The sequence below is a fragment of the Fontimonas sp. FW305-C-3 genome, assembly GCF_058783185.1.
This window is the reverse complement of the sequence record NZ_JBYSYK010000006.1, coordinates 59,546-83,779: the sequence shown is the minus strand read 5'-3', so window position 1 is coordinate 83,779 and position 24,234 is coordinate 59,546. Positions and strand designations below refer to the sequence as shown.

Below are 24,234 nucleotides of genomic sequence, written 5' to 3'. Positions count from 1 at the left end.
CCCCGGTTGCTGACCCGCTGTAATGGCGCCGATTATGCAGGAATCGGCTTGAACGGCTAAGGCCAGCAGTGCGCGGGATTCAGCTTGTCACGCAGGGGCGGACATCTCGGCAGCGAAGAAGCAGTAATTGTTCGGACCATTGCGCTTCGCCTGATACATGGCTTTGTCCGCGTTGATCTTCAGCACGTTGACGTCCTTGCCATCGGTTGGATAGATGCTGATGCCGATGCTTCCCGACGTCACGATCTCGTGCCCTTCGATGAAGAACGGGTGAGAGAGTTCGTCGAGGATCTTGCGGCTGACCATCCCGGCGTCTTTCGGATCGCCGATGCCGCTGAGCAGCACGACGAATTCGTCGCCGCCGGTACGCGCGACGGTGTCGACCATCCTCACGCACGCGGCCAGCCGCTGCGCGACGGACTTCAGCAGCAGGTCGCCGATGCGATGGCCGAGCGAGTCATTTACCGGCTTGAATCGATCGAGATCGACAAACAGCAGCGCGAAGTAGTCGCGGCTGCGCTCGGCGTGCGATACCGCCTGCCCCATTCGCTCATCGAGCAAGATCCGGTTCGGCAAGCCCGTCAGGGAATCGTAGAGGGCAAGCGCGCTCAATTCCCGGTTGGTTGCCTGCAGCGCGCGGGCGAGCTGGGTCGCAAAGTTGGCATCGAGCGCGGACACGCCGAGCGCGATCACCAGGATGAAAAAGGTGGCGATGCCAATGGTGATCGCCAGCGCGGTGTTGCTCATCCCGTTCGACGTGGCATTGAGGCAGAAGCTGTCGGGCGCGAACTGCGCGGCGGCCATGCCGGTGTAATGCATGCCGGTGATCGCCAGGCCCATCAGCGTGGCGCTGCCCAGCTTGAGGAGCAACGCGACCCCGAACGACTCGTGCCGCAGTTGAAAGAAAATCCACAAGGCGGCGAAGGACGCGGCGACGGCGATGACGATCGACGCGACGAACAGGGGTACGTCGTAGTCGATCGCCGGCGACATCCGCATCGCGTACATCCCCACGTAGTGCATCGCGGCGATGCCGGTGCCCATCAGGATCGCGCCCACGACAAAGCTCCAGCTGCTCATCGCAGCCCGGCTGACGACGAACAGGGCGAGCCCGGAGGCAACCACGGCAATCGCCAGGGAGAGTCCGGTGATCGCGACGTCGTACGCCACGGGGATTGGCAGGTGAAACGCCAGCATGCCGATGAAATGCATGGACCAGATGCCGGTGCCCATCGCCACGGCGGCGCCGGTCAGCCAGACCTGCGAGCTGACGCCCTGCTTCTGGCTGACCCGGCCCACGAGTTCCAGCGACGTGTAGGAAGCCAACACGGCAACGACGAGCGAGAGCACAACCAGTGCGGGTGTGAACACACCTTCCATGTCGCGGTCTTCTCCTCGGCTCTTCGGTCGCGAAGCTCGATCAGGCGAGCAATGCGGCCACTATACCCGGAGCGTTGTGCCGCAGCGCATGGCAACGACGCTACAAGCGCCCGGCCGCCGCTTCCCGCAGGGCCTTCGCCAGCTCTTCCCGCCGGAACGGCTTGGCCAGGTGGCGGTCCATGCCGGCGTCGATGCAGGCCTGGCGTTCGTCGTCGAGCACGCTGGCGGTCATCGCGAAGATCTGCGGCTGTTCGATGTCGGCCATGGCGCGGATGCGTCTGGTGGCTTCGAGGCCGTCCATCTCCGGCATGTGGATATCCATCAGCACCAGATCGTAGGGCGCCCGCCGCAATGCGCCGACCGCCTCGGCACCGTTCTCCACGACGTCCGCGCGATACCCCAGGGATTCGAGCATTCGGGCGCCGATACTGCGGTTGATGGCGTTGTCCTCGGCCAACAGGATGCGCAGCGGCGGTTGATCCGTGCCGGTCCCGATGGGCGCCGCTACCGGTGTCGCGGCCTGGGCTGGCGTCAGCAAGTCGAGGAAGGTTTCAAGCACGGCGCTACGGCGCAGTGGCTTGATGCGAACCAGGTTGAAGTCGCCGAGTACGGTGCCTGGGTTGCGCATGCTGCTGAGCAACAGCAAAGGCAGTGCGTCGTGGCTGCGATGGCGGCGGATGGCGGCAGCCAGCGCAACGCCGTCCATCTCCGGCATGAAGTCATCGAGCACCGCGAGGTCGAAGCGCTCGCCGCCTTCTATCAGCCTCAGCACTTCGTACGGCGAAGCGCTGTCGACGGTCTGCATGCCCCACTCCTGCGCGGTCTTGCGCAGGATGCGCCGGTTGGTCTCGTTGTCGTCGACGATCAACAGGCGCTTGCCACTCAATGCATCGACATCGGGCCGCTGCGGTGTCCGCCAGGAGGGATCGGTGGCCGCGACGAACGTGAACGCGAAGGTCGAGCCGCGACCGGGGTGGCTGTCGACGCTCACCTCGCCGCCCATCAGCTCGGCGAGCCGCTTGCAGATCGCCAGGCCCAGACCGCTGCCGCCATACCGTCGCGTGGTCGACGCATCGACCTGGCTGAAGGACTTGAACAGGCGGTCGAGGCGATCCGCCGGAATGCCGATGCCGGTGTCGCGCACTGCAATGCGAAAGGTCTGGCGCCCGGCGGCCAGCGCCTGAGTGCTCACCTCCACCGCCACCTCGCCCTGCTCGGTGAACTTGATGGCATTGGACAGATAGTTGACGAGGATCTGGCGCACGCGCGCTGCGTCGCCGCGCACCATCTCCGGCGTCCCCGGTGCGACATCGCAGATCAGATCAAGCCGCTTCTGCGCGGCCTTGTGGCCCAGCAGTTCGATCGCCTCTTCGACGACGCGGCGCAGCTCGAACACCTCGTCTTCCAGTTCCAGCATGCCGGACTCGACCTTGCTGAAGTCGAGAATGTCGTTGATCACGCCGAGGAGGTGATCGCCGCTCTGCTGGATCGTGTCGAGGCTCTGGCGCTGATCGCGGTTCAGCGCTGTATCGCCGAGCAGTTCCGCGGTGCCGAGGATGGCATTCAGCGGGGTGCGGATCTCATGACTCATGTTGGCGAGAAAATCGCTCTTGGCGCGGTTCGCAAGTTCGGCACCCTGGCGTGCGCGATCGAACGCCATCGCTTCACGCTCGCGCTGGCGCACATTGATGCCCAGGCCGAGGAAGATCGCGAGCATGTGGACCACAACGCCGAGCAGATAGCTGTATTGCGTGAACCAGGTGAATGGCAGCAAGTCGAGGTTCTTGGCGAAGTGCAGCATGCCAACCGCGCCGTAGACGGAGTAGCCAATGAAGTTGGGCCATGCGCCTGGCTGCTTGCGAATGACCAGCACGACGCACAGCGCAACAATGACCGGGGCCAGCACCAATCTTGTCAGGCTCGAGGCCGGGCCGATGAGGCCGTAGTAGCCGGCCAAAGCCACCACACAGCTGGCTGCCGCCAGCGCCGCCAGCGCGCGGAACGCCAGAGCCACACGCGGAAATTGTTCGCGCATGTCGAGCACGCTGTGGGCGAACAGGATGGAGGTCAGCACCCCCAGGCAGACCGCCAGGTGATGAATGCGCAAGGCGAGCTGCGGCTGCTCTGGCAGCACCAGGACCGAGAGCAGGTTCTCCGAGCAGGCAAAAAGAAGCGCGCTGACCAGCAGGTATGCCGAGTACCAGAGAAACTTGCGATCCGGCAGGGACAGGCCGAGCGCAAGACAGACCAGGCCCATCAGCAAGGCCATGCCCACGGACGCCGCGGCCCTTGCGACCGAGCCCTGCAGCACGCCGGTCAGGGCATCCAGCTTCGAGACGTTACCGGTCAGGTTGAGCGAGCGCTCGCCCTCGATCCGGATCCAGACCCACTGAACACGATCTTCCGGCGGCAGGTCCAGGCGCAGCACGGAAGCAGACCAGGGCAGATCCCGTGCGGATACCGGGCGCATTCCGCCCAGCGCGCGGTGCGCCAGGGTTTCACCCTCTGCCGTGAGTTCGGGCAGCCACACATCGAGGTAATCGACATAGGGAGCGCCCAGATGCAACCACCAGTCGCCGGAAGCGCCGGGCGCGGCGGCAATCGAAAAGCGAACCCACCAGGCACCCCGCGGCGAGAAGCCGGCGTTGAAATTGCCCGGGATCGGCTCGAAGCGATCCTCGTATTCCGGCGAGGCGACCTGTGCCTGGGTCAACTCGCCGGTCGCGTCGTAGAACTTCTCAAGATGTCCGGCCAAGGGGATCGGCGCGGCGCTTGAAGCGTCACTGACCAACAGCGGCTTCGCCCGCGCGGATGCCGGCGACAGCAGCAGGCCCAGCCAGACGATGGCCACCAGCAGCGCTTGCAGGCACTGCCGGTACACGGCGACTTGGCGGCGACGGTTCTCTAGGCGCTGCGTTGATGCGGTCAGCACGCCATTTGCGGGATGGCGCTCGACGTCGAGTTCTTTGACGGTCATTGCGGGACGAGCAGATGGACGATGCCGACCGCGGCCCCACGACACCGACCCGCCCCTGGCGCTCGGTCATCGTGCACTGGCCGCGGTGTTGGCAACAGGCTTGCGCGTGGCGGGCCATCTGGAAGGACGCCAGCCGCGAAACATGCCGAACTATACCGCCTTGGCGAGTGACCGCTTTCAGCCGCTCAGGATCGCAACCGCTCGGTGACTTCCAGGCCGATTCCGCGATAGCCGGCATAGGCGCCCGACGGTGCAAAGAACGGCTCACCGCTGATCTGGAAGACGTGCTTCGAGCCATCGAGGTCGATCCGGCTGCAGATCAGATCCAGGAACGGCCGCCGCGCAGTGATGTTGGCCCTGAGGATGGCGCGCTCCGCTCCGTTCCAGTGCGATCCGCCTTGACCGATCGTCGATTCGTCCTGACCGCCCAGGCCAAGCATCTCCATCGCGGGGCCGGAGACCTGGGTTTGGCGGCCGGCTGCGTCCTGTTCCCAGTAGCAGTCGGAAGAGAGTTCGGTGAAGCGCTGGAAGCGCTCCTCGCTCGCCCGCAATTCGGCGGTGCGCGCGAATACGGTCTGCTCGAGGATTTCCTCATGCCGTTCCAGACGCAGGTGCAGCAGCCGTACTTCCAGCAGGTTTCGGATCCTTGCTTTCAACTCGACCAGGTCGAAGGGCCTGCCGATGAAATCTCGCGCGCCGATCTGTAGCGCCCGACTCCTGTGGCCAGGCTCGGAGGTGACGGCAAGCACGGGCACGCCTTTCGCGGATTCGACGCCGCGCAGTTGCTCCAGGACCGTGAAGCCGCCCGATCCTGTCACTGGCAGGTCGAGGAGAATCAGGTCGTATGGGTTCTCGCCGTGCATGGCGCAGACCTCTTCCCAATGCCGGGTGGACGCCACCGCCGCGTAGCCGGCGGATGCGAGCATCTGTTCCAGCAGGCGAATGTTGGCTTCCTGCTCATCGACGATCAGGATCCTGGCCGCGAAGATATCGGCGTCTGTGATCATGTGCAGCTTCTCTTCTTCGGTAAGGAGCGGATTCATTGGTGGATTACATCCCTTAGAAGACGGTTGAATTCGGTTTTCACCACGCCATAGCATTCGCACACATGCTGATTCAGGCCGGCGCGATCGAGCACCGTGATGTGCCCACGGCGGTAGCTGATGATGCCCCGCTCTTTCAGCTTGCCGGCCGCTTCCGTCACGCTCTCGCGGCGCACGCCGAGCATGCTGGCAATCAGCTCCTGGGTCATGACCAGATCCCGCGTCGGCATGCGATCGAGGGTCAGCAGCAGCCAGCGACACAGCTGCTGTTCGACGGAATGATGGCGGTTGCAGGCGCCAGTCTGCGTCATCTGCGTGATCAAGGCCTGGCTGTAACGCAGCAGCAGCCGCTGCAGAGCGCCACCGCGGTTGAACTCGTCGACCAGGATTTTTGCATCCAGGACATAGGCCTCGCCGGCCGTCTGCACGAGCGAGCGGCTCGGCGTGCTGTCGCCGCCCATGATCAGCGACACGCCGAGCATGCCTTCGTTGCCCACACCGGCAATCTCCGCCGAAGCGCCGTCCTGCATGACGTAGTGCAAGGACACGATGGACGTGGTCGGGAAATACGCCATCGTCATGCGCTCGCCGGACTCATAGAGCAGCTCGCCGAGCGGCATCGGCAGGTACCTGAGATGCGGCTGCAGGCTCGCAAAGTCCACTGCCGGCAGTGCGGCCAGCAGATGGTTGCCCAGACGGCTCTGGTCCATCACGGGGTCATTGCCATGTTGGTCGCCGAGTTGGTTGCCCGGTTGATTGCCGATGGCTCGCAGAAGGTTCGTCATCGAGACGAGACCGATCGATCAGCGGGGAGCAGGCCCTTTGGGTTCAAGCTCTCGGTCATGGCCGAACGCAGCCTTGCCGTTCCTTCTGGAACGGTTGATTGCAATCCCAGTCGTTGCCGGAGTGGCTGATGTGGGCGTTGGCCGGTACCGAGAGCGCGATGCATGCGGCACCTTCGATCCGATAGCCACGGTCGCATTCCCACCCCGACTCAGACCGGGCGTTCGTCAGATAGCCATTTGCAGGGACCTCGATGGCGGCACAGCGGTTCTGGCTGCGTCGAAACCCGCGCTCGCAGGCCCAGCCGGCATCTTCACGGGGCTCGAGGAAAGCGTTGGTTGGCACGACGATCTGGGCACATCGCTCCCGCTCCGCTCGATATCCGCGATCGCAGGCCCAGCCACTGCCGTACTTCGTGTCCGGTGTTGCGTAGGCATTTGCGGGCAGCTTGATGGGAGCACAGGCGTTGTCGGACAGCTTGAACCCGCGATCGCAGGCCCAGCCGCCGCCAGACGCCTCGAGATGGGCGTGCGCAGGGACGACCAGCTTGACGCACTTCGTCGAGGCCGCTTCATAGCCGTGCGAACATTCCCAGCCCGGGCCATAGCTATTGCCGGTCGCATAGGCGTTGTCAGGCAGGGCAATCTTCTCGCAGCCCCCCGCACGCTCGCGAAAGCCCAGATCACACTTCCAGCCGGTTCCGTAGGCCCGCGCGGAGGCGTTCACTGGAACGGACGATGCGATCTCGGCCGCCCCGGCTCGCGCCGAGGTCAGTGAAACCAGCAGCGTCGCAAAAAGCACGGGAACGAAGCCCGCGGTGTATCGAATCGGGAGACGGGTCATGGTCATGAAGGCTGCTCAGGAGCGGATTGCGACGGCCGATGCGGAATCCGGCGGCCATCGTCGACCACAGTAGTCCTAAAGTCGTCTCCGGGTCTGTACGCAATCGAACAGAACAAGCCTTGTCGGCCGGGCGCCTTCGGGTATTCGGATACCCAACAGCAAAGCCCGCCGGCAGCAGCACCGGCGGGCTTCAAATGCTCGATCGCGCTGTGCAAGCCCGATCCGTTGGGGCTCTACCGCTTCATCGCCACCGCATTCGCGATGATCACTTCGACGCGACGATTCTGCTGGCGGCCAGTGCTCGAATCGTTGCCCGATACCGGCGCACTCTCGCCCATCCCAGATGCCTGCAAGCGCGCTGCGCTCACTCCCTGGGCAACCAGATAGGCCTTGACCGAGTTGGCGCGGCGCTGCGACAGGCCCTGATTGGATTCGGCACTGCCGACATCATCGGTATGACCCTCGATGACAACCGTGCGATCCGGATGCTGCGTCAGGAACGCGGCCAGCTTGGCGGCGTTGCTCACGGCCCCGCCCTTGAGTTCGGAGCGGCCGGTCTCGAACAGCACGTCGCCCAGAGTCACGACCAATCCGCGATCGGTCTGCTTGGCATTGAGTTCGGCAATCTGGCGCTTGAGATCGTCGGCCTGCAGCGTCGCCGCATTCGCCTGTTCACGCGCCATGTCAGCATCGACGCGAGCCGAGTCGGCGTCGCCGCGCGCGATGTCGGCCTCCTTGGTCCGCGATTCGAGGCGCGCGCCTTCGCGCTGCTCGGCCAAGGTCTTGCGCTGGTCTTCGAGCAAGCGGCTCTGGGCCTGAGCAGCTGCAATGTCCACCTTGCGGTCGGCAAGAACCACCAGATGGGCCGCCATCTCGCGGTCTTCGCGCGGGACTTCTACCATGGCGACTGCCGCCTCGGCTTCCTTGATCGCGACGGGCGCACGACCCGCCAGTTCCTGGTTGGCCTGCAGTTGGGTCAGCTTGGCCCTTGCGGCATCGGCGCCGTCCGGCTTCATCGGAGCGGACATGCAGGCTCCGGCCAGCATTGCGACGGCCAGCAGACCGGTAATGGTCTTCATCTTGTGGACGGTATTGCTCATGGCTTGACTCCCGGATTGCGCTGCATTTCCTGTTTGACGATATCGGTGCTCTTGCTCATTTCGTCATTGACGGTCTTGGCCTTGCTCATCTCTGCTTTCGCAGAGGCGAGGTCCGCATCGGCGCGAGATTGCTCGGCGAGCTGGAGTGCGAGCGTCATCTGTTCCTTGCTGACCGCTGCACGGGCAGCGGTCAGTTTCTCGCGCGCCTGGGCGAGTTCGGGTGACGAGTAGTCCGCGATGCGCGCCTTCTCGGCATTGGCAATCGACAGCTCCGCGGCCTGCAAAGCGGCCGTAGGCGGTACGGGCGCAGACGCACAGCCCGCTAGCGCGAGAACTCCGGACAGCACGAGGGCGAGACGAAACGCAGAGACGCGCTGCGCTGGCGCCAAGGGATGTTGGTTGCGATGTTTCATGATGGTGTTTCCTCAGATTTCCATGCCAGCCTTGCGTGGACCTGTCGCTGGTCCATTGCTTGTGTCTGGATCACGTCGCTGCGTCATTCGGCGTAAATCGCCTCTACGCATCGCTGTGCTTGCAAGTGGGTTGAAGTGACAAAAGAGTGGAGTTGTCTCCAGCGGCTGCCAGAGACAACTCTCGAACCAGCGGAAGTCGCGACCCATGGTGCGCCTCTCGCTACAGTTGGATGACGGCCGGCAGCGAAGTTCGCGCGGACATCATTCGGATCTGCAGTCAGAAAGCTTTTGCTTCTCTGGACAACAACTGCAAAGCAGCGTCTCAGCTGCAACAGGATGATAGTGAGCTCTGCGCGCTCAATCGGTGCGCTAACCCGCTTAGCCTTGTTTTATTCCTGTGTTCGACAGCGCACCGACCTTGCCGGATGCGCAGAGATACCTTGCGCCGCGATTGGTGTGCGGTCATTGGATCGTCGCCATGAATCCGCCGCACTGTTGACCAAGCAGCACCCTTTAAACGAGCATCTCTTATGCAAGCGAACAAAGTGAGTATCCGGAGCCAACAGGCAGCCGCCGAAAGCCATGCGACGTCGTCTGGTGCCGACAGCGGCACGATCCAGGCGATGGTGGATGCCGTTCGTCTGCGGCGCAGCGTCTTGAAGCACGCGAAGGCGACGACGACCTTGATCACTGCTCCGAAGCGTTCCGAAGGATTCAGGGATCCGCGCAGTTTCGACGACAGTGCATGGCGGTTCCGTTACCGATCGGCGATAGCTGCTACAGCAGCCTCGATCGTCTAGAGCGGCATGCGGTCTACATTCTTCAGCCCCCCGCGCCGAAGAAGTAGACCGCCGCCGTTGCAGGTCTGCGGGTTCGCCGGTTACGCGGGCTGGGCCGGGAAATGCGTCGCGAAGAACGCCTTGACCTGTGAGTCCGCTTCCTGCCTGCTCAACTGGTGGCGCAACTGCACGAGCCCGGCAAGCGTCGGGATGCTGCCGCCGACCTTGACCAGCTCTTCGGTCGATATCTTGTTCCAGACGCCATGCGCCGTGCCGACCAGCGACTTCCACTTCGCCTTCATTTCGCGCTCTGCCGCAAACAGGCTGGCGGTCGTTTGCTTCTTGCTCGGGGTCAACCTGGCGGTAGCGGTTGCTTGAGCCGCCGGCTCAGGCATATAGGTTGAGTCATTCATCGTGCGATCCTTGGTGGGTTTCGAATGACAGGCGCCATTCGAGCGTCCTCCTTCGTCAATCGGATCGACGGCCGCATCGACCATCGATGCAGACGTGTGCCGGCATCGTACGCAGGGAACGACGCCTTACATACGCCTGTGCCACGGCTGGGTCTGTCCGGTGGCACACATAGATCGTTTCGATCCGGGTGAGCGGCGACTCGAATGTCCTGGATATCTAAGAAAGATTCGCGTCGCTGAGCCTCTCAGGCAACGTTCAAGGTCACTGCGTTTCCACGCAAGGCAACGCCGTGTCCGACAAGCGAAACCGCTTGAAGAATGCCCAGGACATCTCGGCACCGCTCGGGGCTTTTGGATCGGTGAAGCCCGCGAGCCGCGGATCATCCGATCCGCCGGGCCAGAAGTGCGCCATTTCCTCGATGCGGACCTGCTCGAGTATCCGGCAGCCCTCGCCGTCCCTGTAGATGTCGACGTGGTAGGCGTATCCGGTCGTGGGTGTGACATCGATGGTTTCGGTCGGCGTCAGTGGAAACGGCGCGCTCAGGCTGCCGGAGGCCACGAGGTTGTTGGTCATCAACCACTGCTGCACTGCATTCGCGCCCAGTGCCGGCGTTGCTGCGAGGTCGCGGTCGCCCTGGAAATTGATGACGGGCACGATCCGGGCATGGCTCCCCATCGCCTGATGGGCCGCGAGCGCGAGCAACTGGGGAGGCACCAGAGACGGCCCCAAAGGCTGACCGAGGCCTGCCAGGCCGATGCCGTACCCGCCGCCCTCGGCGACGCCGATCGCGGCATAGAGATCGGGGTATGTGGCGCCCATGATGCTGGTCATCCATCCACCCGCCGACATGCCGACGATGTACACCCGCTCGGCATCGATGTTCCACTCGTCCATGGCCTGCTGCGTCAGCGCCGCGATCGCCTGCGCATCACCGATGCCGCGCTGCATTTCGAGCGGGTCGTAGAAGCGCCAGGACTGCAGTGGATGCAGCCCGAGGTTGCCGTCGGTTTCGTGATCCGGGTACATCACGATGAATCCCTCGCGATCCGCAACCGGATCGAACAGATTGGCATCGCGCTGCTGCTCGGCGCTGGTGTTGGCGCCGTGCAGGACCACCACCAGCGGAACTGGCTGCCCCGGATCCACGCTGGCAGGCACATAGACCAGACTGCGGTACATGCCCAGGATGCCGGCATACCGGATCTCGGTCGTGGTGCCCTGCGTGGGAATATCGTCCGGTGATCCGCTGCTGGAACAGCCGGCCAGCATCGACACCATCAGCAGGCCGATGGGTTTCGCCCACACGCCGATCCTCGCCATCACGGCGCCTTTCTCGCGGTTGCCATACATCTCCTCGCTTTATTTTTTAGTACAGGCCGAGGGAGAACTTGACGACAGCGCGTGGCCGCTACGCCATGCGACGGGCGGCGTCCCCCTGGCCCATCGCGCATTGTGCGCCATCGGCGAAGGGGCTTTGCGGACCGGGATTGCGATTTCCGGACAGGCAGCGCGCCGTAGCGGCCGCGACCTGCCGTCACGAGGACTCACTGGGGCTGCTGGAAGCCGCGCGTCGGCGCAACCGCGGGCGGGATTGCAGTGCCGAAGTAGTCGAAGCCGCCATTGCCGTCGATCAGGACGCCGCTGCCGACGGCCGGCGAAGACGGCAGCAGCCCGTAACCGGCGACCGCATCGAGACCCTCCGGCGCCACCGTCGACGGCGCGATCATCTGCGGATCGGCAGTGATCTTGTAAGCGTCCGCCGGCTCACCCGCGGTGTGGTTGCCCCAGATCAGGTTGTGGCTGATCGTCGTGCCCGAGCCCTTGGGCTGCTCCCACGCACCGGTGCCGTGATTGACGATCACGTTGTTGCGGAAGCTCCAGCTGTTGTTGTTGTCGCCATCCCAGCCGAGCTGGAAGGTCGGACGCGAGGTCAGGCCGGGCGCGATGTAGGCCGTGTTGTTGTAGATCTTCGCGCCGGACAGCAGGCCGCTGGACAGCGTAAAGACACCATTGGTGACGAAGGCATCGTTGACGCTCAGGTTGTAGCGCACGATGGCATTGGAGCCGGAGAACATGCCGCCCATCAGCAGGATCATGCCGCCCTCGTTGTCGTGGCTGTAGTTGTACTGCACGACGGAGTCATAGGCCATCAGGTCGACGTCGTAGGCCTGCCCGTCGACGACGTTGTGACGCACGCCGGAAACCTCGTTGAACTGCATGACGCTGTTCGTCGTCTTGGCGATGAACATGCCGACGGTGCCGGGCTGCGTCGTTCCGGCGACGGTGACCAGACCGGCGGTGTCGATCCGGTTGTACTCGATGAGGTTGTTGATCGAACCGGACAGGATGATGCCGTCGCCTTCGATGTCCTTCAGGCGATTGCCGGCGATCGTGACGTTCTTGCTCAGCATGTTCTGCGCAACGATGTAGAACAGGATGCCCGTCGAGTAGTCGTTGAAGGCGATGCCGGTGCGGCCGACCCGTTCGATGACGTTGTCGAGAATCTGCACGCCGTTGAAGCTGCTGCCGCCGTTGGAGAGGCCGTTCATGATGTCGGCAACGACAGCGATGCCGCCGTTGGTCTGCGGGTTCGCACCCGAACAGACAAAACAGCCATTGACGTCGTGGATGTAGTTGTCACGGATGACGATGCCGGACTTGGTGCTGCCGCTGGTGTTGTAAACCATGATCCCGCTGCGGTTCTTTCCAGGCGACGCCACCGTGCCGATATTGTTCGTGCCAGTGTCGTTGGTGACCTCGAGCCCGCTCACGGTCCAATACGAAACGCTCTGCAGGTGGACCGCGGCTGCGCCCGCCTGCGCGTAGGCCACATTACGGCCATCGACGATCGGTCGCGGGCCTTCTCCGTAGGCGCCGATCGTGATCGGGTTGCCGCTCACCCCCGAGCCTTTCGGCCTGAGCTGCTCCACCCATACCCCGCCGGCGCGCAGCAGGATCTTGTCGCCTTGCGAAAAGGTCATCGCATTGACCTTGGCCAGCGTCTTCCAGGCCGCTGCCGGGCTGGTGCCGGCGTTGGCGTCTGCCCCGCCGCTCGCATCGACGTAGTACGTCGTGTTCGCGGCGAATGCCGGCATGCTGCCGAACAGCGCGACGGTGCCCGCAAATGCTGCGGCGGTCGCCCAGTTCCTGAGATTGCTCTGCATCAGAACTCCTCCGTGTGCGCACAGGGACGACGACGGCCATGTCGTCTGACATGCAGCTGTTGAAGTGAAGTGCTCCCTTTCGCCATCGCTTGTGCAGCGGCCCCAATATTCCGCTGACGCATTCTGCGTTGGCGATGGAACGGCTTTGCGGACCGGACTTGCGACTTCCGGACACGACGCGACGCGGCGGCGGTCTAATCGCAGGAGAGCGGCGAGTTGGATTTGCGGTAGCGCTTGAAGAAATCCCACGCGGCTGCCGATGCATCCATTGCGAGGGGCTCGACGAACGCCGGCAATTCCCGATCGTCGGGGCCGCCCGGATAGAGATGCTGCAAGCCGTGAATCCGGATATGCCGTGCGACGAGGCAACCCTCGGCGCTGCGGTAGTCATCGACTTCGTAGGGGAAGGCACGATCCGCGTCGAAGGCCTGCGTTTCACTGGGCACCAGCGGGAACATGCCCGTCCGGGAGCCCGAGGCAACCAGATTGTTCGTCATCAACCACTGCTGGATGGCATTGGCGCCGTTCTGCGGATAGATCGTGGTGTCCGCATCGCCATGGATCTGCAGCAGCGGAACCACGCGTGCGTTCGAACCCATCGCCTGGAAGGCCAGTTGCGCCTGTAGCGCGGGATTCGCCAAGGCCGGGACCAGGGGATTGGCGGCGTCGAGAAAGGTCGAGGCGTAGGGTCCGCCGGCCAGATTGCCCATGGCCGCGTACAGATCGGGATACACGGCGCCGAGGATGCTGGTCAGAAATCCACCCGACGATTGCCCGATCACGTAGACCCGCTCAGGATCCACCGACCAGCGCTCCATGACCTGGCGCGTCAGTTCGGCGACGCCCGCCGCATCGCCCTGATCGCGATTCCATTCGGTGGGCAGGTAGAAGCGCCAGCAATCGAGAGGATGACTGCTGCCGTCAACGAAGTCGGGATAGACGACGATGAACCGCTCGCGCGCGGCAATCTCGTCGAACAGCACGCCCTTCTGCTGCAGTTCCGCGCTCTGATTGCAGCCATGGATGCTGACCACGACCGGAACAGGCGTCGCCGGATCGTAGCTCGCCGGAATGTGCACCAGCGCCCGATACTCGCCGGCGCCGCTGCCGTGGCGGATTTCCACGGTTTCCCCAGCGGCAATCGAGCCGGGCAGCTCCGCAGAGTCGCGACAACCGGGCAGGAACGCGATAACGCACAGGACCAGCGCCCGGATGTGCTGCGCCTGGGTCCAACGGATGCTGATATTCATTGGCCGCGATTGTCCGAGCCGCGAAGGCAGCGGCACAAGATGAGTTTCCGGACTATTCGTGTGATTTCCGGACGCGCATCGTCGTCCCGCATGGCCTTCCCGGTTGGCGTCCAATGGGCCTGTACGCCTTTTCTGACGCTCGACCGGCAGTCGGGGTTGCTATTATTTCGAGCATGAGAATACGACCCTGCTGCGGTCACGCGTGACATGAATACGCAGATTTCACGAAGTATCTACAGCGTCGTCCAGATGATCGATGTCGCCGCCGAGCACGGAATGAGTGCCTCGGCTTGCCTGGAGAATTCAGGCATCGCACCGGAGCAACTGCTCCAGCTGGAATCCCAGGTCTATCCGCAACAGGAATACCTGGTCATCGCCAATATCGTGCGCGGCCTGCCCCGCGTACCGGGCCTGGGCCTGAAGATGGCTGCGCGGTTTCACATGCCGGTCTATGGCGTCCTGACCTTTGCCATGTGCAGCTGCGCGACGGCAGGCGATGCGATCAACCTGGGCCTCAGCTATCACGCGCTGAGCTTCACGCTGGTAGAAAAGCATCAGGAAGTGATCGGCGACGATCTGGTCTTCACTTTCGGCGATCGACATATCCCGGCCCCACTGCGCCAGATTGTCGTCGAGCGGGATATGTTTGCCCTGCCGAGGGTGATGGAGGAAGTGCTTTCCCGGCAGATGCCGAAGCGCCGGGTGCGCTTTGCTTTTCCTGCTCCACCGCACGCCAGGCAGTATGTCGAACTGCTGGGCTTGGAGCCCGAGTTCGACGCCCCGGCCAATCAGATCGTGGTCGACGCCAACTTCCGGGCCTTGCCGATGCCGCAGGCCAACGCCGCCACGCTCCGGCACTGCATGGCGCAGCTGCAGGCCATCATGGCGCGGCGCAAGAACTGGAGCGGCACCGCCGGCAGAGTGCGCGACATGCTGTTACGTCATCCTGCGATGGCGCCCAACATGGAGGCCGTTGCAGCCGAGCTGCGCATGACCTCGCGCAATCTGAGGCGCATGCTGGAATCGGAAAACACATCGTTCAGGAACATATCGGACGAAGTCCGGCAGACGCTTGCGGAAGAACTGCTTGGCCTCGGCAAGTTCAGCGTCAAGGACGTTGCCGGCCGCCTCGGCTACAGCGAGGTCTCGAGCTTCACCAACGCCTTCAAGCGCTGGACCGGCAGGGCCCCGCGCGACTGGCGATCGGTGCAGTAAGCTGCACGGCAAAGCGGGCGTCAGTCGACGCCCGCTTTCGTCCTGCGAGGTTCTAAGCGCGGCAGCGCCGGAATCTCTGCAGCAGCGACTGATATACGGCCTCATCCACGGGGCCGACGCTCAGCCACTCGATCGCCATGCCGTCCAGCTGCGTCTCATCGGCCCTGACACCTTGGCCGAGGCTCTGCACCAGGCGCTGTAGCTGGTACTCGCGACGCAGCGCCTGATCTTCCGGCGGCGTCGGCGTATCCGTGAGAATTTCGGCGCGGATGCAGAGCATCTTCAACGCTGTCTCGTTCGCCGCGAAATCCGCGGAGGCCTCACGGGCGAGCCCCTGCTTGAGGGCGTCGAGTCCGCTCTTCGGCCAGCGCTGGGCGGCGGCGATGCGGGTTTCCGCCGTCTCCTTCAAAGCGCTGAGCTGCTCCGCGCCCAGACCTTGTGCCACGGCGAGCTTGTAGGCGCGCACGTGGTTGGCGGCCTCGAACAGATCGCTCCAGCCCCGCTCGGCCTCGCGCGCACGCTGGCGCGCGACTGCCGTCTTGCAGCGATCGAGACCTTGCTCGAAACGGTTGCGCAGTTCACGCGCGTCCGCGCGCGGAAACTCGCCAAGCGCCTCGAACGCATTGCGTAATTCAGCCAGACCGCTCACGCGTTCCAGCAACTCGGGTCCCTCGAGCGCGGCGATGGTGTCGATCTGTTCGCACAAGGCGATGGCCTGCGCCTTGTTGCTCTCGAGCCCCGCCGCGTAGGTCGCAGATTCCTGCTGGCGCTTCTGGAACACCGCATCGCAATGCTTGCGGAACTCGCCCCACAGGCGTTGATCAGCCTCGCGCGGCACCGGGCCCACGGTCTGCCATTCCTGCTGCAGCTTCTTGATCGTCTCGATGGTCTTGCGGACATCGTCGCCCGCAAGCGCAGCCTGGGCGCGGCCGATCAGCGATTCCTTCTGCTTCAGATTGCGTGCGTGCTCGGCGTCCACCCGGCCCTGCAGGCTCGCGGTGAGGGCGACGAACTTTTCCTGCTGAGGCTTGGCGGCGCGGCGATCCACCGGTCCACAGCCACGCCATTCCTCTTTGGTCTCGCGCAGCGTGTTGATGACGGCACGCCAGTCGGGTTGCTCCCAGTTGTATCCCGCCTCGAACGCGGCCAGCTTGGCGAACACCGCATCGCGTCGACGCAGGTTCTCTTCGAGGATCAGCGCCTGTGCCGCAAAATATTCGGCGCAGGGCTGGTACGCCTTCTGGGCGGCTTCGCTGAAGCGCTGGGCATCGGCTTCGGGATGCCCGCCGGCACCCTTGCCCAAGGTGCGCCATTCGTCCTTGAGGCCAGTGACCCTGTCGGCGAGCGCCAAGGGATCAAGCGCGATGCCGATGAGCGACTCCATCTCCTCGATCAGTTCGGCGCGCTTGGGCGTTACCGAGAAACTCTTCCAGTCCTTCAACTCGTCGAGCTGATGGTCGAGCTGCTGCAGCTGGCTGAGCAGATTGGCCGGCAGCGGCGTTCCCGCCAGCTTCTCCTCAATGGTCCGCCGCACGCCGGCCGCGCGCGCACTGTTGCCGTCGCCCAGCGCAGCACGCGCCTTGCGGATCAGATCGCCGAGCTGGCGAATCGCCTGCTGCTCGGCCTGCTGTTTTTCGGCCTGCGCGAGCTTCTGCTCTTCGAGCGCCGGGTCATGCTCGATCGCGACGGCATCGGAGACCTGCGCCTCCACCGGTTCCGCGATCTGTTCCTGTGCCTGCTCCTCGCGCAGACGCTGCGCCTCCGCAGCCGCGTTGGCGGCAGCCAGCGCCTGTGCGGCCCGATCCGCCGCCTCACGCGCCTGCTCCGCGATGATCTCTCGCGCGCGCTCGATCCATTGCTGGACTCTGGCGCGCTGTTCCGGTTCGGCCTGCGCGGCCACCGTCTGCCAGCGGTTCTCGAACTGATCCAGCGTCGAGCCGTACGAGGCGTCGAACGCGCGTTTGCTGTGGCGCTCCAGGGCTGCCGAGATTGCATCGATGTCGATCCGCAGCTGCTCGAGCTTGCGGGCCTGCTCGAGCGCGGCATCGCGCTTGGACGTCAGAACCTTGTAGACACTCTTGTCATTGCCGCCGCGGACATCGCGAATCAACTGACGCAGCAAATCCTGATCTTCAATCGCGTGCGCTGCCGCCTGGCGGATCCTGGTCGATGTGCCCGCAACGACCAGCTTGGCCACCGCCTGGGCGTCACCGGCGGCAATGGCCGACTGCAAAGCGCTGTCTTCCTCAGCGGCAATCTGCGCACGTTCGGCGGCGCTCTGCTTGGGAAGAGTAGGCACCGGAACCGGCGAAGGCGGCGGCGCTTTGCGAAACAAACGCGAGAGAAACGACATTATTGACCTGCAGAGCGGGCGTTTGGGCCGCGCATTCTACCTGCGCGGCAAGGCCTGCTTCACCTTTTCGTTGGCGCGGTGCTGCCGCCCGGATGTGACTCGAGCTTGGATCAGCGCCGCGCGTGAGCGGCGAACGGCCTTCGGCAACAGTGACAGGTCGCCGCAGTCTGCTTGTGCAAACCGGCGCCGCTGGCCATGATCCGGACAGACCGCTCGGGAACGACACATGAAAATCGAAGCAGGAATGGCCGCACTTCTGACCGGCGCATCGCGTGGCATGGGGGTGCATATCGCACGTTCGCTGGCCCAGCGCGGCGTGAACCTGGTTCTGGCCGCACGCTCGGCCGCCGGGCTCGAAGAGGTGGCGTCAGCACTGCGGGCCGAGTACGGCATCCGCGTCCTGAGCGTGCCTACGGACATGGCCCAGGAAGACGGCTTGAAGGCTCTGATCGCATCCGCCCTCAAGGAATTCGGCCGCATCGACATTCTGGTCAACAATGCCGGACTGGAGTCCGCCCAGAGCTACGAGACCAGCGATGCCGGAGCACTCCGGCAGATGATCGAGGTCAACCTGCTGGCGCCGATGCTGCTCAGCCGCTGGCTGTTGCCGGAGATGCTGAAGTGCGGGCGCGGCCACATCGTCAATATTGCATCCGTCGCCGGGCTGATCTCGTCGGCTTATGAAGAGCCCTACAACGCGTCCAAGTACGGCCTGGTCGGCTTCACCCGCGCGTTGCGCCTGACGGCGCAGGACCGCCGCTGGCCGATCAGCGCTTCGGTGATCTGTCCGGGCTTCATGTCCGGTGCCGGCATGTTCGCCGACATGATCGAGCAACATGGCGTCAGCGCGCCCAAGGCCGCGGGCACCATCGGCGCCGAAAAGCTCGGGCCGGCCGTGATCCGCGCGATCGAGAAAGATCTGCCGGACCTGATACTGATGCCGGGCACGCCTCGATTGAACGTGGCGCTGAGCGCGCTGTTTCCGCGCTTCTTCGAGAAAGTCATTGCGTGGCTGGACCTGGCCGGTCCATTCCGGAAGGTCGCCAACCAGCGCCGCGGTTAAGCACGCTGCAAGGAGAAGTCCCATGCGTAGAACATTGGCGTTGATGACCATTGCCCTGTGCATGCCCGCCGTGGCGGGCAAGCCCGCGCCGGCCACCGTCGCATCGGCGGAGGACTACGCGCCCCTGGTCATCGCCCGGATCAAGGGCAACTGGGTAAAACCAGCAGATCGACCCGACAAATACTTCTGCGTCGTCGGCATCGATCAGGATCGAGAAGGCACCGTGCTCGCCGTGAAGATGGCCAAGAGCTGCGGATCGGAAGCCCTCGATGCCTCGCTGATCCGTGCCGTCTGGGCATCAAGCCCACTGCCGGCGATGGGCGCGTCGTACTACGTCAAGCACATCGACTACGGCTTTCGATCCACACCGATACCGTAGCAGCGAGTCGCGCTACTTGACGATCTGGTAGAGATCCGCGACACGACAGTTGGCCAAGGCGATCTGCCGCATCTGCTGGCGCGTAGGTCCTGTTATTCGATCTGCGCGTTCCATTCCGGCCTTGCACATCCTTTGCAGGCGATCCTTCTCGCGGGCGCGACACTTCCTGTACTCAATCGAGCCGTACCTATATTCGTTGCACTCAGTCGCAATCAGCGTTGGTCTGGCACGCTCATCGCCTTGCGCTCGCTGCGGCTCGCGACGACGCTCAGCCTGATAGCCTGGCGCCTCGGATAGATTTATGGTCGGATCGCCGGCTCCTGCAACCGCGTTCTCGTAGAGAGCGCAGGCTCCCCTGGCATTCCAACCCGCGCTTCCGCCGCGCTTTACTTCCTCCACGCAATCGGCACGGAGCTGTACCACAGACACATCCGGCGAGCGATCGAGATCGACGTTGGTTTCTTGCGCCGTCGAGTCCTGGAACGCTTCCACGAGGGCGCGGGGACTTTCAGGCTTCGCGGGCGCATCGGTTCGTTCGCCCGCGACCGTGGTCCAGGGGTTTCGAATTGCCGAGTCGGGCAACTGCCTGAAGATCAGGTACAGGAGGCCGAAACAGATCAGCATCGCGATCAGGATGTCCTTTGTCGTCTCCATCGCACTGCCGGATCGCTTTGTTCTATTCAGACCATCAAGCCACTGTGAACTTCTTGCTGCCCAGAGGCAGTCGTCGCACGCGCTGCCCGGTCAGCTTGGCGATTGCGTTGGCGACGGCCGGGGCCAGCGGTGGCACGCCCGGTTCGCCGACGCCGGTCGGCGCGTGCTGGCTGGCGACGATATGCACTTCGACCGCTGGCATTTCGTCGATTCTCAGCATGCGGTAATCGTGGAAGTTGCCTTGCTTGACGGCGCCTTTCTCGATATCGAGTTCGCCGTACAGCGCCGCAGCCAGCGCGAAACCGACGCAGCCTTCCATCTGCGCCTTGATCTGGTCCGGATTGACCGCGACGCCGCAGTCGACCGCGACGATCACCCGGTCGACCTTGAGATGGCCATCGGGCTTCAGACTGACTTCGGCTACCTGCGCGACATAGGTTTCGAACGAGAAATGCGCGGCGATGCCACGCGCCTTGCCGGCGGGCATCGCGGTGTTCCAGTTGGCCTTCTCGGCGGCGAGCTCGAGCACGGCGGCCATCCGCGGCTCGTCCTTGAGCAGCTTGAGCCGGAACGCGAGCGGATCCTGGCCGGCTTTGGCCGCTAGCTCGTCGAGCATCGTTTCCATCACGTAGCCGGTGTGCGTATTGCCGACCGAGCGCCACCACAAGGGCTTCACGTCCTGCTTCGGCGAATACAGGTCCGCCGACATCGCCGGAATCCTGTACGGCGTCGGCCACACGCCTTCGGTGCTGGTGACGTCGTTGCCGTTGTTGATCATCGCCGCCATCGGCGTGTCCGCGAGGATCGACTGGCCGACGACGGCATGCTGCCAGGCCAGCAACTCGCCCTTGGCATCGAGGCCGGCCTTGACCTTGTGCAGGTACATGGGCCGATACCAGCCGGCGCGCATGTCGTCCTCGCGGGTGCGCTGCACGCGCACCGGCACCGGGCGGCCGATCGCCTTGGCGACGTGGACCGCTTCCACGACGAAGTCCGAGACGGCGTTTGCACGCCGGCCGAAGCTGCCGCCGCTGATCAGCGTGTTGAGCTTGACCTTCTCCGGCGGCAGGCCGGCGGCTTTGGCCGCCAGCATATGGTCGAAGCTGGGGAACTGATGCGCGCCCCAGGTCTCAAGCATGCCGTCATGCAGCCAGGCGACGCAGTTGAGGGGTTCCATCGGCGCGTGCGCGAGGTACGGAAATTCGTAGACGGCGTCGACCGTCGCTGCGGCCTTCTTCAGCAACGGCGCGGTGTTGCGGTCGGCGTTGACCTTCACCGCGGCGGCGCCGGACTCGGTCATCTTCAGATAGTCGGCGTATAGATTGGCCGTGTTCATCGTGGCGGCGCGCCCGTCCCATTGGACCTTCAGCGCGCGGCGGCCCTGCAGCGCAGCCCACATGCCGGTCGCGACGATCGCAATGCCTTCGGGCACTTCGACGACATCGGTGACACCTTTCACGGCTTTCGCCGGAGCCGGATCGAATGATTTCAGCTTCGCGCCAAACGCCGGCGGCCGCGCAATCACGGCGGTCAGCAGGCCAGGCAGCTTGACGTCGATCGTATAGGTCGCGGTTCCGGTGCACTTGGCCTGGCTGTCGAGCCGGCGCGTGTCGTTCTTTCCGATCAGGACGAAATTCTTCGGATCCTTCAGCGCCACATCGTCGGGTACGGGCTGCTTTGCGGCATCGGCGGCGAGTTCGCCAAAGCTGGCCTTGTGCTTGCCGCTGCTGACGATGCCTTTGCTGACCGTAATGCTCGACGGCGGCACGCCCCAGCGCTGCGCGGCCGCGGAAACCAGCATCGCGCGTCCGGTGGCGCCGGCCTTGCGCATCTGTTCCCAGGAGTTGGCGATCGCGGTGGAGCCGCCCGTGCCCTGGGCGCCCATCGCGAGGTTCTTGTACAGCTCGACATTGGCCGGTGCGTATTCGACCTTGACCGTCGGCATGTCGGCGTCGAGTTCCTCGCAGAGCAAGGTCGCGAGACCGGTGCTCGCGCCCTGCCCCATTTCGTGATGCTTGATGACGAGGGTGACGGTGCTGTCGGGCGCGATGCGGATGAACGCATTGGGCGCGAACTGCCCCGGCGGCACTTCGCCCACCGCGTCGGCTGCGAAGGCTTTTCTGGACAGCGGCAACTGCAGGCCGATCACCAGGCCGGCGACGGCGCTGGATTTCAGAAAGTCGCGACGGCTGAGGCCGGCTCCGACTTGTTCGACCTGGCCAAAAATCGCGGTGGCAACAGTGGGATCAAGGGCGCGCATGCGGACACCTCAGAGCTTGAGTTGGGCGGACGCTGCATGCACCGCGGCACGGATCCGCACATACGTCGCGCAGCGACAGATGTTGCCGGCCATCGCCCGATCGATATCTTCGTCGGTCGGCACGGGCCTGGCTTCGAGCAGGGCGACGGCCGTCATGATCTGTCCGGACTGGCAATAGCCACACTGCGCCACATCGAGATCGATCCAGGCCTTCTGCACGGCTTTCGCGGTCTTGCTGCTGAGACCTTCGATGGTCGTGACGCTACGACCGCCGACGCCGGACAACGGCGCACTGCAGGAGCGCAGGGGATTGCCATCGATATGCACGGTACAGGCGCCGCATTGAGCGACGCCGCAGCCGTATTTGGTGCCGGTCAGTCCGAGGTCGTCGCGCAGCACCCACAGCAGCGGCGTGTTGGGCTCGGCATTGACCGAGTGCGAGCGTCCATTGACCTTGAGTGCGACCATCTGGCTCTCCGGGTATTGCGGATGGCTAGCCCGGCGCCGGCGCACGACGCAGCGGGGCTTACAGCATAACCAAGCCGTACTTTTTTTGTGGCTGATTTTTGTGACTGGTCCATCACGCCGCTATGATTGAAGCGAGCTTCATTCCCTCGCCAGCCCCGCGGCCAGCTCCAGGAGACGCTACTGATGAACGATGCAAGGTTCAGCGCCATGCGCCAGATGCTGCTCGCAGCCCTGCTTGCAACGATCAGTGCGAGCAGCGCGTTGGCTGCCGGCAATGAGTCATCGGTTTTGAAATCGCCGGCCGATTTCGCCGCCATCGCCGATCAGATGGCACGCTCGCAAGCGCTGTTCAGCGAAGCCGGCAAGGTGATCCAGCATCCGCGCTGCCTCAATTGCCATCCGCGCGGCGACAGTCCGACCCAGGGCGAAGACATGCATCCGCATCTGCCGCCCGTCGTGCGCGGCCCGGCCGGTCACGGCGCCGTTGCCCTGCAATGCAGCACCTGTCACCAGACGAAGAACTTTGAAGCCTCAGGCGTGCCGGGCGATCCGGCCTGGCATCTGGCGCCGATCGAGATGGCCTGGCAAGGGAAGACGCTTGGCCAGATTTGCGAACAGATCAAGGACAAGAAGCGCAACGGCGGCAAGTCGCTGAAGCAGATCGAGCACCACATGGCCGAGGACTCGCTGGTCGGCTGGGCCTGGAATCCCGGCATCGACATCAGCCGCCAGGCGCGCGAGCCTGCGCCAGGCACGCAGGCACAGTTCGGCGCGCTGATCAGCGAGTGGATCAAGACCGGCGCCGCCTGCCCTGCGGATCGCTGACGGCAGCGAACTGGATCGGCGGCGCCGTATCAGTTCGTCACTACTTCGTCGGTCCAGACCTTGAAACTCTCGAGCGTGTGCGGGCCATAGGTGGTCGTGATGGCGACATCGGCGGCATCGCGTCCACGTGCGATCAGGATTCGACCGATTCGCGGCTGATTGTTGCGCGGATCGAACGAGTGCCAGCGATCGCCCAAATAGACCTCCATCGAGCCGGCGAAATCCATCGGCGCATCCACCGCGGGAACGCCGATATCTCCCAGGTACGCAGTGCAGTAGCGCGCGGGAATGTTCAGGCAGCGGCAGAACGTGATGGCCAGATGCGCGTAGTCGCGGCAAACGCCCTGCCGCTCGTTGTAGGTTTCCCACGCCGTCTTGGTCGAGCGGGCGAACTGATAACCAAAGGTGATGTGCTGATTGACGTAATCGCAGATCGCCTGCACGCGTGGCCAGCCGAGCGGCGTGTGCCCGAACAGCTGCCAGGCGATGTCGGTGAACAGATCGGTTTCGCAGTAACGGCTGCCGAGCAGGTAGACCAGGGTCTCTTCCGGCAGCGACTCGACCGGATGCTGAAACGCGTTGGGAACCACCGCCTCGGTCAGCCCGCGATCGTTGATCAGACCATCGGCGGTCAGCACGATGCGACCCGCGGGCGCAACGATGCGGCTGCACCAGTTGCCGAAACCGTCGCGATACATCGTGACCGGCACGGCGGGACTGATGCGCAGCTGATCCGGCCGTAACAGATCCGAGGTGCGCGTGTAGTGGACGTGCAGCGTCAGGATCATCGGCGTCGACTGCGGACACTGATAGACCAGTTCGTAACCGAAGCGGATTTGCATGAGCGACTCGGGGATGGCGGTGAAGGCCG

The 24,234-nt window shown here is 64.1% G+C and carries 21 protein-coding genes; 5 read left to right on the top strand and 16 right to left on the bottom strand.

The window, feature by feature from the left end:
* Window positions 1–87 precede the first annotated feature (87 nt).
* The 7 genes from AC3WUF_RS20620 to AC3WUF_RS20590 all read right to left on the bottom strand — a co-directional run bounded on the left by AC3WUF_RS20620 (window position 88) and on the right by AC3WUF_RS20590 (window position 8,539).
* A complete protein-coding gene (locus tag AC3WUF_RS20620) occupies window positions 88–1,380 on the bottom strand; it encodes an MHYT domain-containing protein (protein ID WP_492429216.1) in 1,293 nt (430 codons plus the stop codon).
* A 100-nt stretch (window positions 1,381–1,480) separates the two neighbouring features.
* Complete coding sequence (locus AC3WUF_RS20615) at window positions 1,481–4,357, bottom strand: response regulator (RefSeq protein WP_492429214.1); 2,877 nt, start codon at window positions 4,355–4,357, stop codon at window positions 1,481–1,483.
* Between the two features lie 185 nt (window positions 4,358–4,542).
* Window positions 4,543–5,400, bottom strand: a complete 858-nt coding sequence (locus tag AC3WUF_RS20610) for a response regulator (protein ID WP_492429212.1) — start codon at window positions 5,398–5,400, stop codon at window positions 4,543–4,545.
* On the bottom strand, window positions 5,397–6,110 hold the full coding sequence (locus AC3WUF_RS20605; protein ID WP_492429210.1) for a Crp/Fnr family transcriptional regulator: 714 nt from the start codon (window positions 6,108–6,110) through the stop codon (window positions 5,397–5,399). Before AC3WUF_RS20605 ends, AC3WUF_RS20610 begins: the two co-directional genes overlap by 4 nt.
* 130 nt (window positions 6,111–6,240) lie before the next feature.
* Entirely contained in the window at window positions 6,241–7,032 is a 792-nt protein-coding gene (locus AC3WUF_RS20600; RefSeq protein WP_492429208.1) for a hypothetical protein, read from the bottom strand.
* A 227-nt stretch (window positions 7,033–7,259) separates the two neighbouring features.
* Window positions 7,260–8,126, bottom strand: coding sequence for an OmpA family protein (locus AC3WUF_RS20595; RefSeq protein ID WP_492429206.1), 867 nt, complete (start codon window positions 8,124–8,126; stop codon window positions 7,260–7,262).
* Window positions 8,123–8,539 (bottom strand): DUF4398 domain-containing protein, encoded by a 417-nt coding sequence (locus tag AC3WUF_RS20590; protein ID WP_492429204.1) that lies wholly within the window; start codon window positions 8,537–8,539, stop codon window positions 8,123–8,125. Before AC3WUF_RS20590 ends, AC3WUF_RS20595 begins: the two co-directional genes overlap by 4 nt.
* A gap of 530 nt (window positions 8,540–9,069) precedes the next feature.
* Between AC3WUF_RS20590 and AC3WUF_RS20585 the strand changes: the two genes are divergently transcribed.
* A complete protein-coding gene (locus AC3WUF_RS20585; RefSeq protein WP_492429202.1) occupies window positions 9,070–9,339 on the top strand; it encodes a hypothetical protein in 270 nt (89 codons plus the stop codon).
* An 80-nt stretch (window positions 9,340–9,419) separates the two neighbouring features.
* Here AC3WUF_RS20585 and AC3WUF_RS20580 read toward each other — a convergent pair whose 3' ends face one another.
* The 4 genes from AC3WUF_RS20580 to AC3WUF_RS20565 form a co-directional block, all read right to left on the bottom strand.
* The gene (locus AC3WUF_RS20580) at window positions 9,420–9,815 is read right to left on the bottom strand and encodes a CsbD family protein (RefSeq protein ID WP_492429200.1); all 396 of its coding nucleotides are present in this window, start codon (window positions 9,813–9,815) and stop codon (window positions 9,420–9,422) included.
* A 178-nt stretch (window positions 9,816–9,993) separates the two neighbouring features.
* Window positions 9,994–11,082, bottom strand: a complete 1,089-nt coding sequence (locus AC3WUF_RS20575; protein ID WP_492429198.1) for an extracellular catalytic domain type 1 short-chain-length polyhydroxyalkanoate depolymerase — start codon at window positions 11,080–11,082, stop codon at window positions 9,994–9,996.
* Window positions 11,083–11,276: 194 nt separating this feature from the next.
* Window positions 11,277–12,896, bottom strand: a complete 1,620-nt coding sequence (locus tag AC3WUF_RS20570) for a right-handed parallel beta-helix repeat-containing protein (RefSeq protein WP_492429196.1) — start codon at window positions 12,894–12,896, stop codon at window positions 11,277–11,279.
* A gap of 194 nt (window positions 12,897–13,090) precedes the next feature.
* Window positions 13,091–14,146, bottom strand: a complete 1,056-nt coding sequence (locus AC3WUF_RS20565; protein ID WP_492429194.1) for an extracellular catalytic domain type 1 short-chain-length polyhydroxyalkanoate depolymerase — start codon at window positions 14,144–14,146, stop codon at window positions 13,091–13,093.
* Between the two features lie 207 nt (window positions 14,147–14,353).
* Here AC3WUF_RS20565 and AC3WUF_RS20560 point away from each other — a divergent pair, with 207 nt between their 5' ends.
* Window positions 14,354–15,361 (top strand): AraC family transcriptional regulator, encoded by a 1,008-nt coding sequence (locus AC3WUF_RS20560; RefSeq protein WP_492429192.1) that lies wholly within the window; start codon window positions 14,354–14,356, stop codon window positions 15,359–15,361.
* A gap of 52 nt (window positions 15,362–15,413) precedes the next feature.
* Here the strand turns inward: AC3WUF_RS20560 and AC3WUF_RS20555 are convergent, their stop codons facing one another.
* Window positions 15,414–17,660, bottom strand: coding sequence for a DUF349 domain-containing protein (locus AC3WUF_RS20555; RefSeq protein WP_492429190.1), 2,247 nt, complete (start codon window positions 17,658–17,660; stop codon window positions 15,414–15,416).
* Window positions 17,661–17,940: 280 nt separating this feature from the next.
* Between AC3WUF_RS20555 and AC3WUF_RS20550 the strand changes: the two genes are divergently transcribed.
* Together AC3WUF_RS20550 and AC3WUF_RS20545 are read left to right on the top strand one after the other, a co-directional pair.
* A complete protein-coding gene (locus AC3WUF_RS20550; RefSeq protein WP_492429188.1) occupies window positions 17,941–18,777 on the top strand; it encodes an SDR family NAD(P)-dependent oxidoreductase in 837 nt (278 codons plus the stop codon).
* A 22-nt stretch (window positions 18,778–18,799) separates the two neighbouring features.
* Window positions 18,800–19,156 carry an energy transducer TonB gene (locus AC3WUF_RS20545; protein ID WP_492429186.1) on the top strand — a complete coding sequence of 119 codons (357 nt, stop codon included), beginning with the start codon at window positions 18,800–18,802 and terminating at the stop codon, window positions 19,154–19,156.
* Window positions 19,157–19,168: 12 nt separating this feature from the next.
* On the opposite strand, the gene AC3WUF_RS20540 is transcribed toward AC3WUF_RS20545, so the two are convergent.
* The 3 genes from AC3WUF_RS20540 to AC3WUF_RS20530 are packed head-to-tail and all read right to left on the bottom strand — an operon-like array spanning window position 19,169 to window position 22,538.
* A complete protein-coding gene (locus AC3WUF_RS20540; protein WP_492429184.1) occupies window positions 19,169–19,810 on the bottom strand; it encodes a hypothetical protein in 642 nt (213 codons plus the stop codon).
* Window positions 19,811–19,844: 34 nt separating this feature from the next.
* Window positions 19,845–22,070: a xanthine dehydrogenase family protein molybdopterin-binding subunit gene (locus AC3WUF_RS20535; protein ID WP_492429182.1), complete on the bottom strand. Its 2,226-nt coding sequence runs from the start codon at window positions 22,068–22,070 to the stop codon at window positions 19,845–19,847.
* A gap of 9 nt (window positions 22,071–22,079) precedes the next feature.
* The gene (locus tag AC3WUF_RS20530; protein ID WP_492429180.1) at window positions 22,080–22,538 is read right to left on the bottom strand and encodes a (2Fe-2S)-binding protein; all 459 of its coding nucleotides are present in this window, start codon (window positions 22,536–22,538) and stop codon (window positions 22,080–22,082) included.
* A 183-nt stretch (window positions 22,539–22,721) separates the two neighbouring features.
* Here AC3WUF_RS20530 and AC3WUF_RS20525 point away from each other — a divergent pair, with 183 nt between their 5' ends.
* Window positions 22,722–23,363 carry an Isoquinoline 1-oxidoreductase subunit gene (locus AC3WUF_RS20525; RefSeq protein ID WP_492429178.1) on the top strand — a complete coding sequence of 214 codons (642 nt, stop codon included), beginning with the start codon at window positions 22,722–22,724 and terminating at the stop codon, window positions 23,361–23,363.
* Between the two features lie 29 nt (window positions 23,364–23,392).
* Here AC3WUF_RS20525 and AC3WUF_RS20520 read toward each other — a convergent pair whose 3' ends face one another.
* Complete coding sequence (locus AC3WUF_RS20520) at window positions 23,393–24,205, bottom strand: transglutaminase-like domain-containing protein (RefSeq protein ID WP_492429176.1); 813 nt, start codon at window positions 24,203–24,205, stop codon at window positions 23,393–23,395.
* Window positions 24,206–24,234 lie beyond the last annotated feature (29 nt).

What these genes read in the sequence shown, in the direction of transcription:
- AC3WUF_RS20605 (WP_492429210.1), bottom strand. Translation starts at nt 6,110, where the DNA reads ATGGACCAGAGCCGTCTGGGCAACCATCTGCTGGCCGCACTGCCGGCA.
- AC3WUF_RS20550 (WP_492429188.1), top strand. Translation starts at nt 17,941, where the DNA reads ATGAAAATCGAAGCAGGAATGGCCGCACTTCTGACCGGCGCATCGCGT.
- AC3WUF_RS20540 (WP_492429184.1), bottom strand. Translation starts at nt 19,810, where the DNA reads ATGGAGACGACAAAGGACATCCTGATCGCGATGCTGATCTGTTTCGGC.
- AC3WUF_RS20580 (WP_492429200.1), bottom strand. Translation starts at nt 9,815, where the DNA reads ATGGTCGATGCGGCCGTCGATCCGATTGACGAAGGAGGACGCTCGAAT.
- AC3WUF_RS20565 (WP_492429194.1), bottom strand. Translation starts at nt 14,146, where the DNA reads ATGAATATCAGCATCCGTTGGACCCAGGCGCAGCACATCCGGGCGCTG.
- AC3WUF_RS20585 (WP_492429202.1), top strand. Translation starts at nt 9,070, where the DNA reads ATGCAAGCGAACAAAGTGAGTATCCGGAGCCAACAGGCAGCCGCCGAA.
- AC3WUF_RS20530 (WP_492429180.1), bottom strand. Translation starts at nt 22,538, where the DNA reads ATGGTCGCACTCAAGGTCAATGGACGCTCGCACTCGGTCAATGCCGAG.
- AC3WUF_RS20545 (WP_492429186.1), top strand. Translation starts at nt 18,800, where the DNA reads ATGCGTAGAACATTGGCGTTGATGACCATTGCCCTGTGCATGCCCGCC.
- AC3WUF_RS20575 (WP_492429198.1), bottom strand. Translation starts at nt 11,082, where the DNA reads ATGTATGGCAACCGCGAGAAAGGCGCCGTGATGGCGAGGATCGGCGTG.
- AC3WUF_RS20595 (WP_492429206.1), bottom strand. Translation starts at nt 8,126, where the DNA reads ATGAGCAATACCGTCCACAAGATGAAGACCATTACCGGTCTGCTGGCC.
- AC3WUF_RS20600 (WP_492429208.1), bottom strand. Translation starts at nt 7,032, where the DNA reads ATGACCATGACCCGTCTCCCGATTCGATACACCGCGGGCTTCGTTCCC.
- AC3WUF_RS20570 (WP_492429196.1), bottom strand. Translation starts at nt 12,896, where the DNA reads ATGCAGAGCAATCTCAGGAACTGGGCGACCGCCGCAGCATTTGCGGGC.
- AC3WUF_RS20520 (WP_492429176.1), bottom strand. Translation starts at nt 24,205, where the DNA reads ATGCAAATCCGCTTCGGTTACGAACTGGTCTATCAGTGTCCGCAGTCG.
- AC3WUF_RS20620 (WP_492429216.1), bottom strand. Translation starts at nt 1,380, where the DNA reads ATGGAAGGTGTGTTCACACCCGCACTGGTTGTGCTCTCGCTCGTCGTT.
- AC3WUF_RS20525 (WP_492429178.1), top strand. Translation starts at nt 22,722, where the DNA reads ATGAACGATGCAAGGTTCAGCGCCATGCGCCAGATGCTGCTCGCAGCC.
- AC3WUF_RS20590 (WP_492429204.1), bottom strand. Translation starts at nt 8,539, where the DNA reads ATGAAACATCGCAACCAACATCCCTTGGCGCCAGCGCAGCGCGTCTCT.
- AC3WUF_RS20560 (WP_492429192.1), top strand. Translation starts at nt 14,354, where the DNA reads ATGAATACGCAGATTTCACGAAGTATCTACAGCGTCGTCCAGATGATC.
- AC3WUF_RS20535 (WP_492429182.1), bottom strand. Translation starts at nt 22,070, where the DNA reads ATGCGCGCCCTTGATCCCACTGTTGCCACCGCGATTTTTGGCCAGGTC.
- AC3WUF_RS20615 (WP_492429214.1), bottom strand. Translation starts at nt 4,357, where the DNA reads ATGACCGTCAAAGAACTCGACGTCGAGCGCCATCCCGCAAATGGCGTG.
- AC3WUF_RS20610 (WP_492429212.1), bottom strand. Translation starts at nt 5,400, where the DNA reads ATGAATCCGCTCCTTACCGAAGAAGAGAAGCTGCACATGATCACAGAC.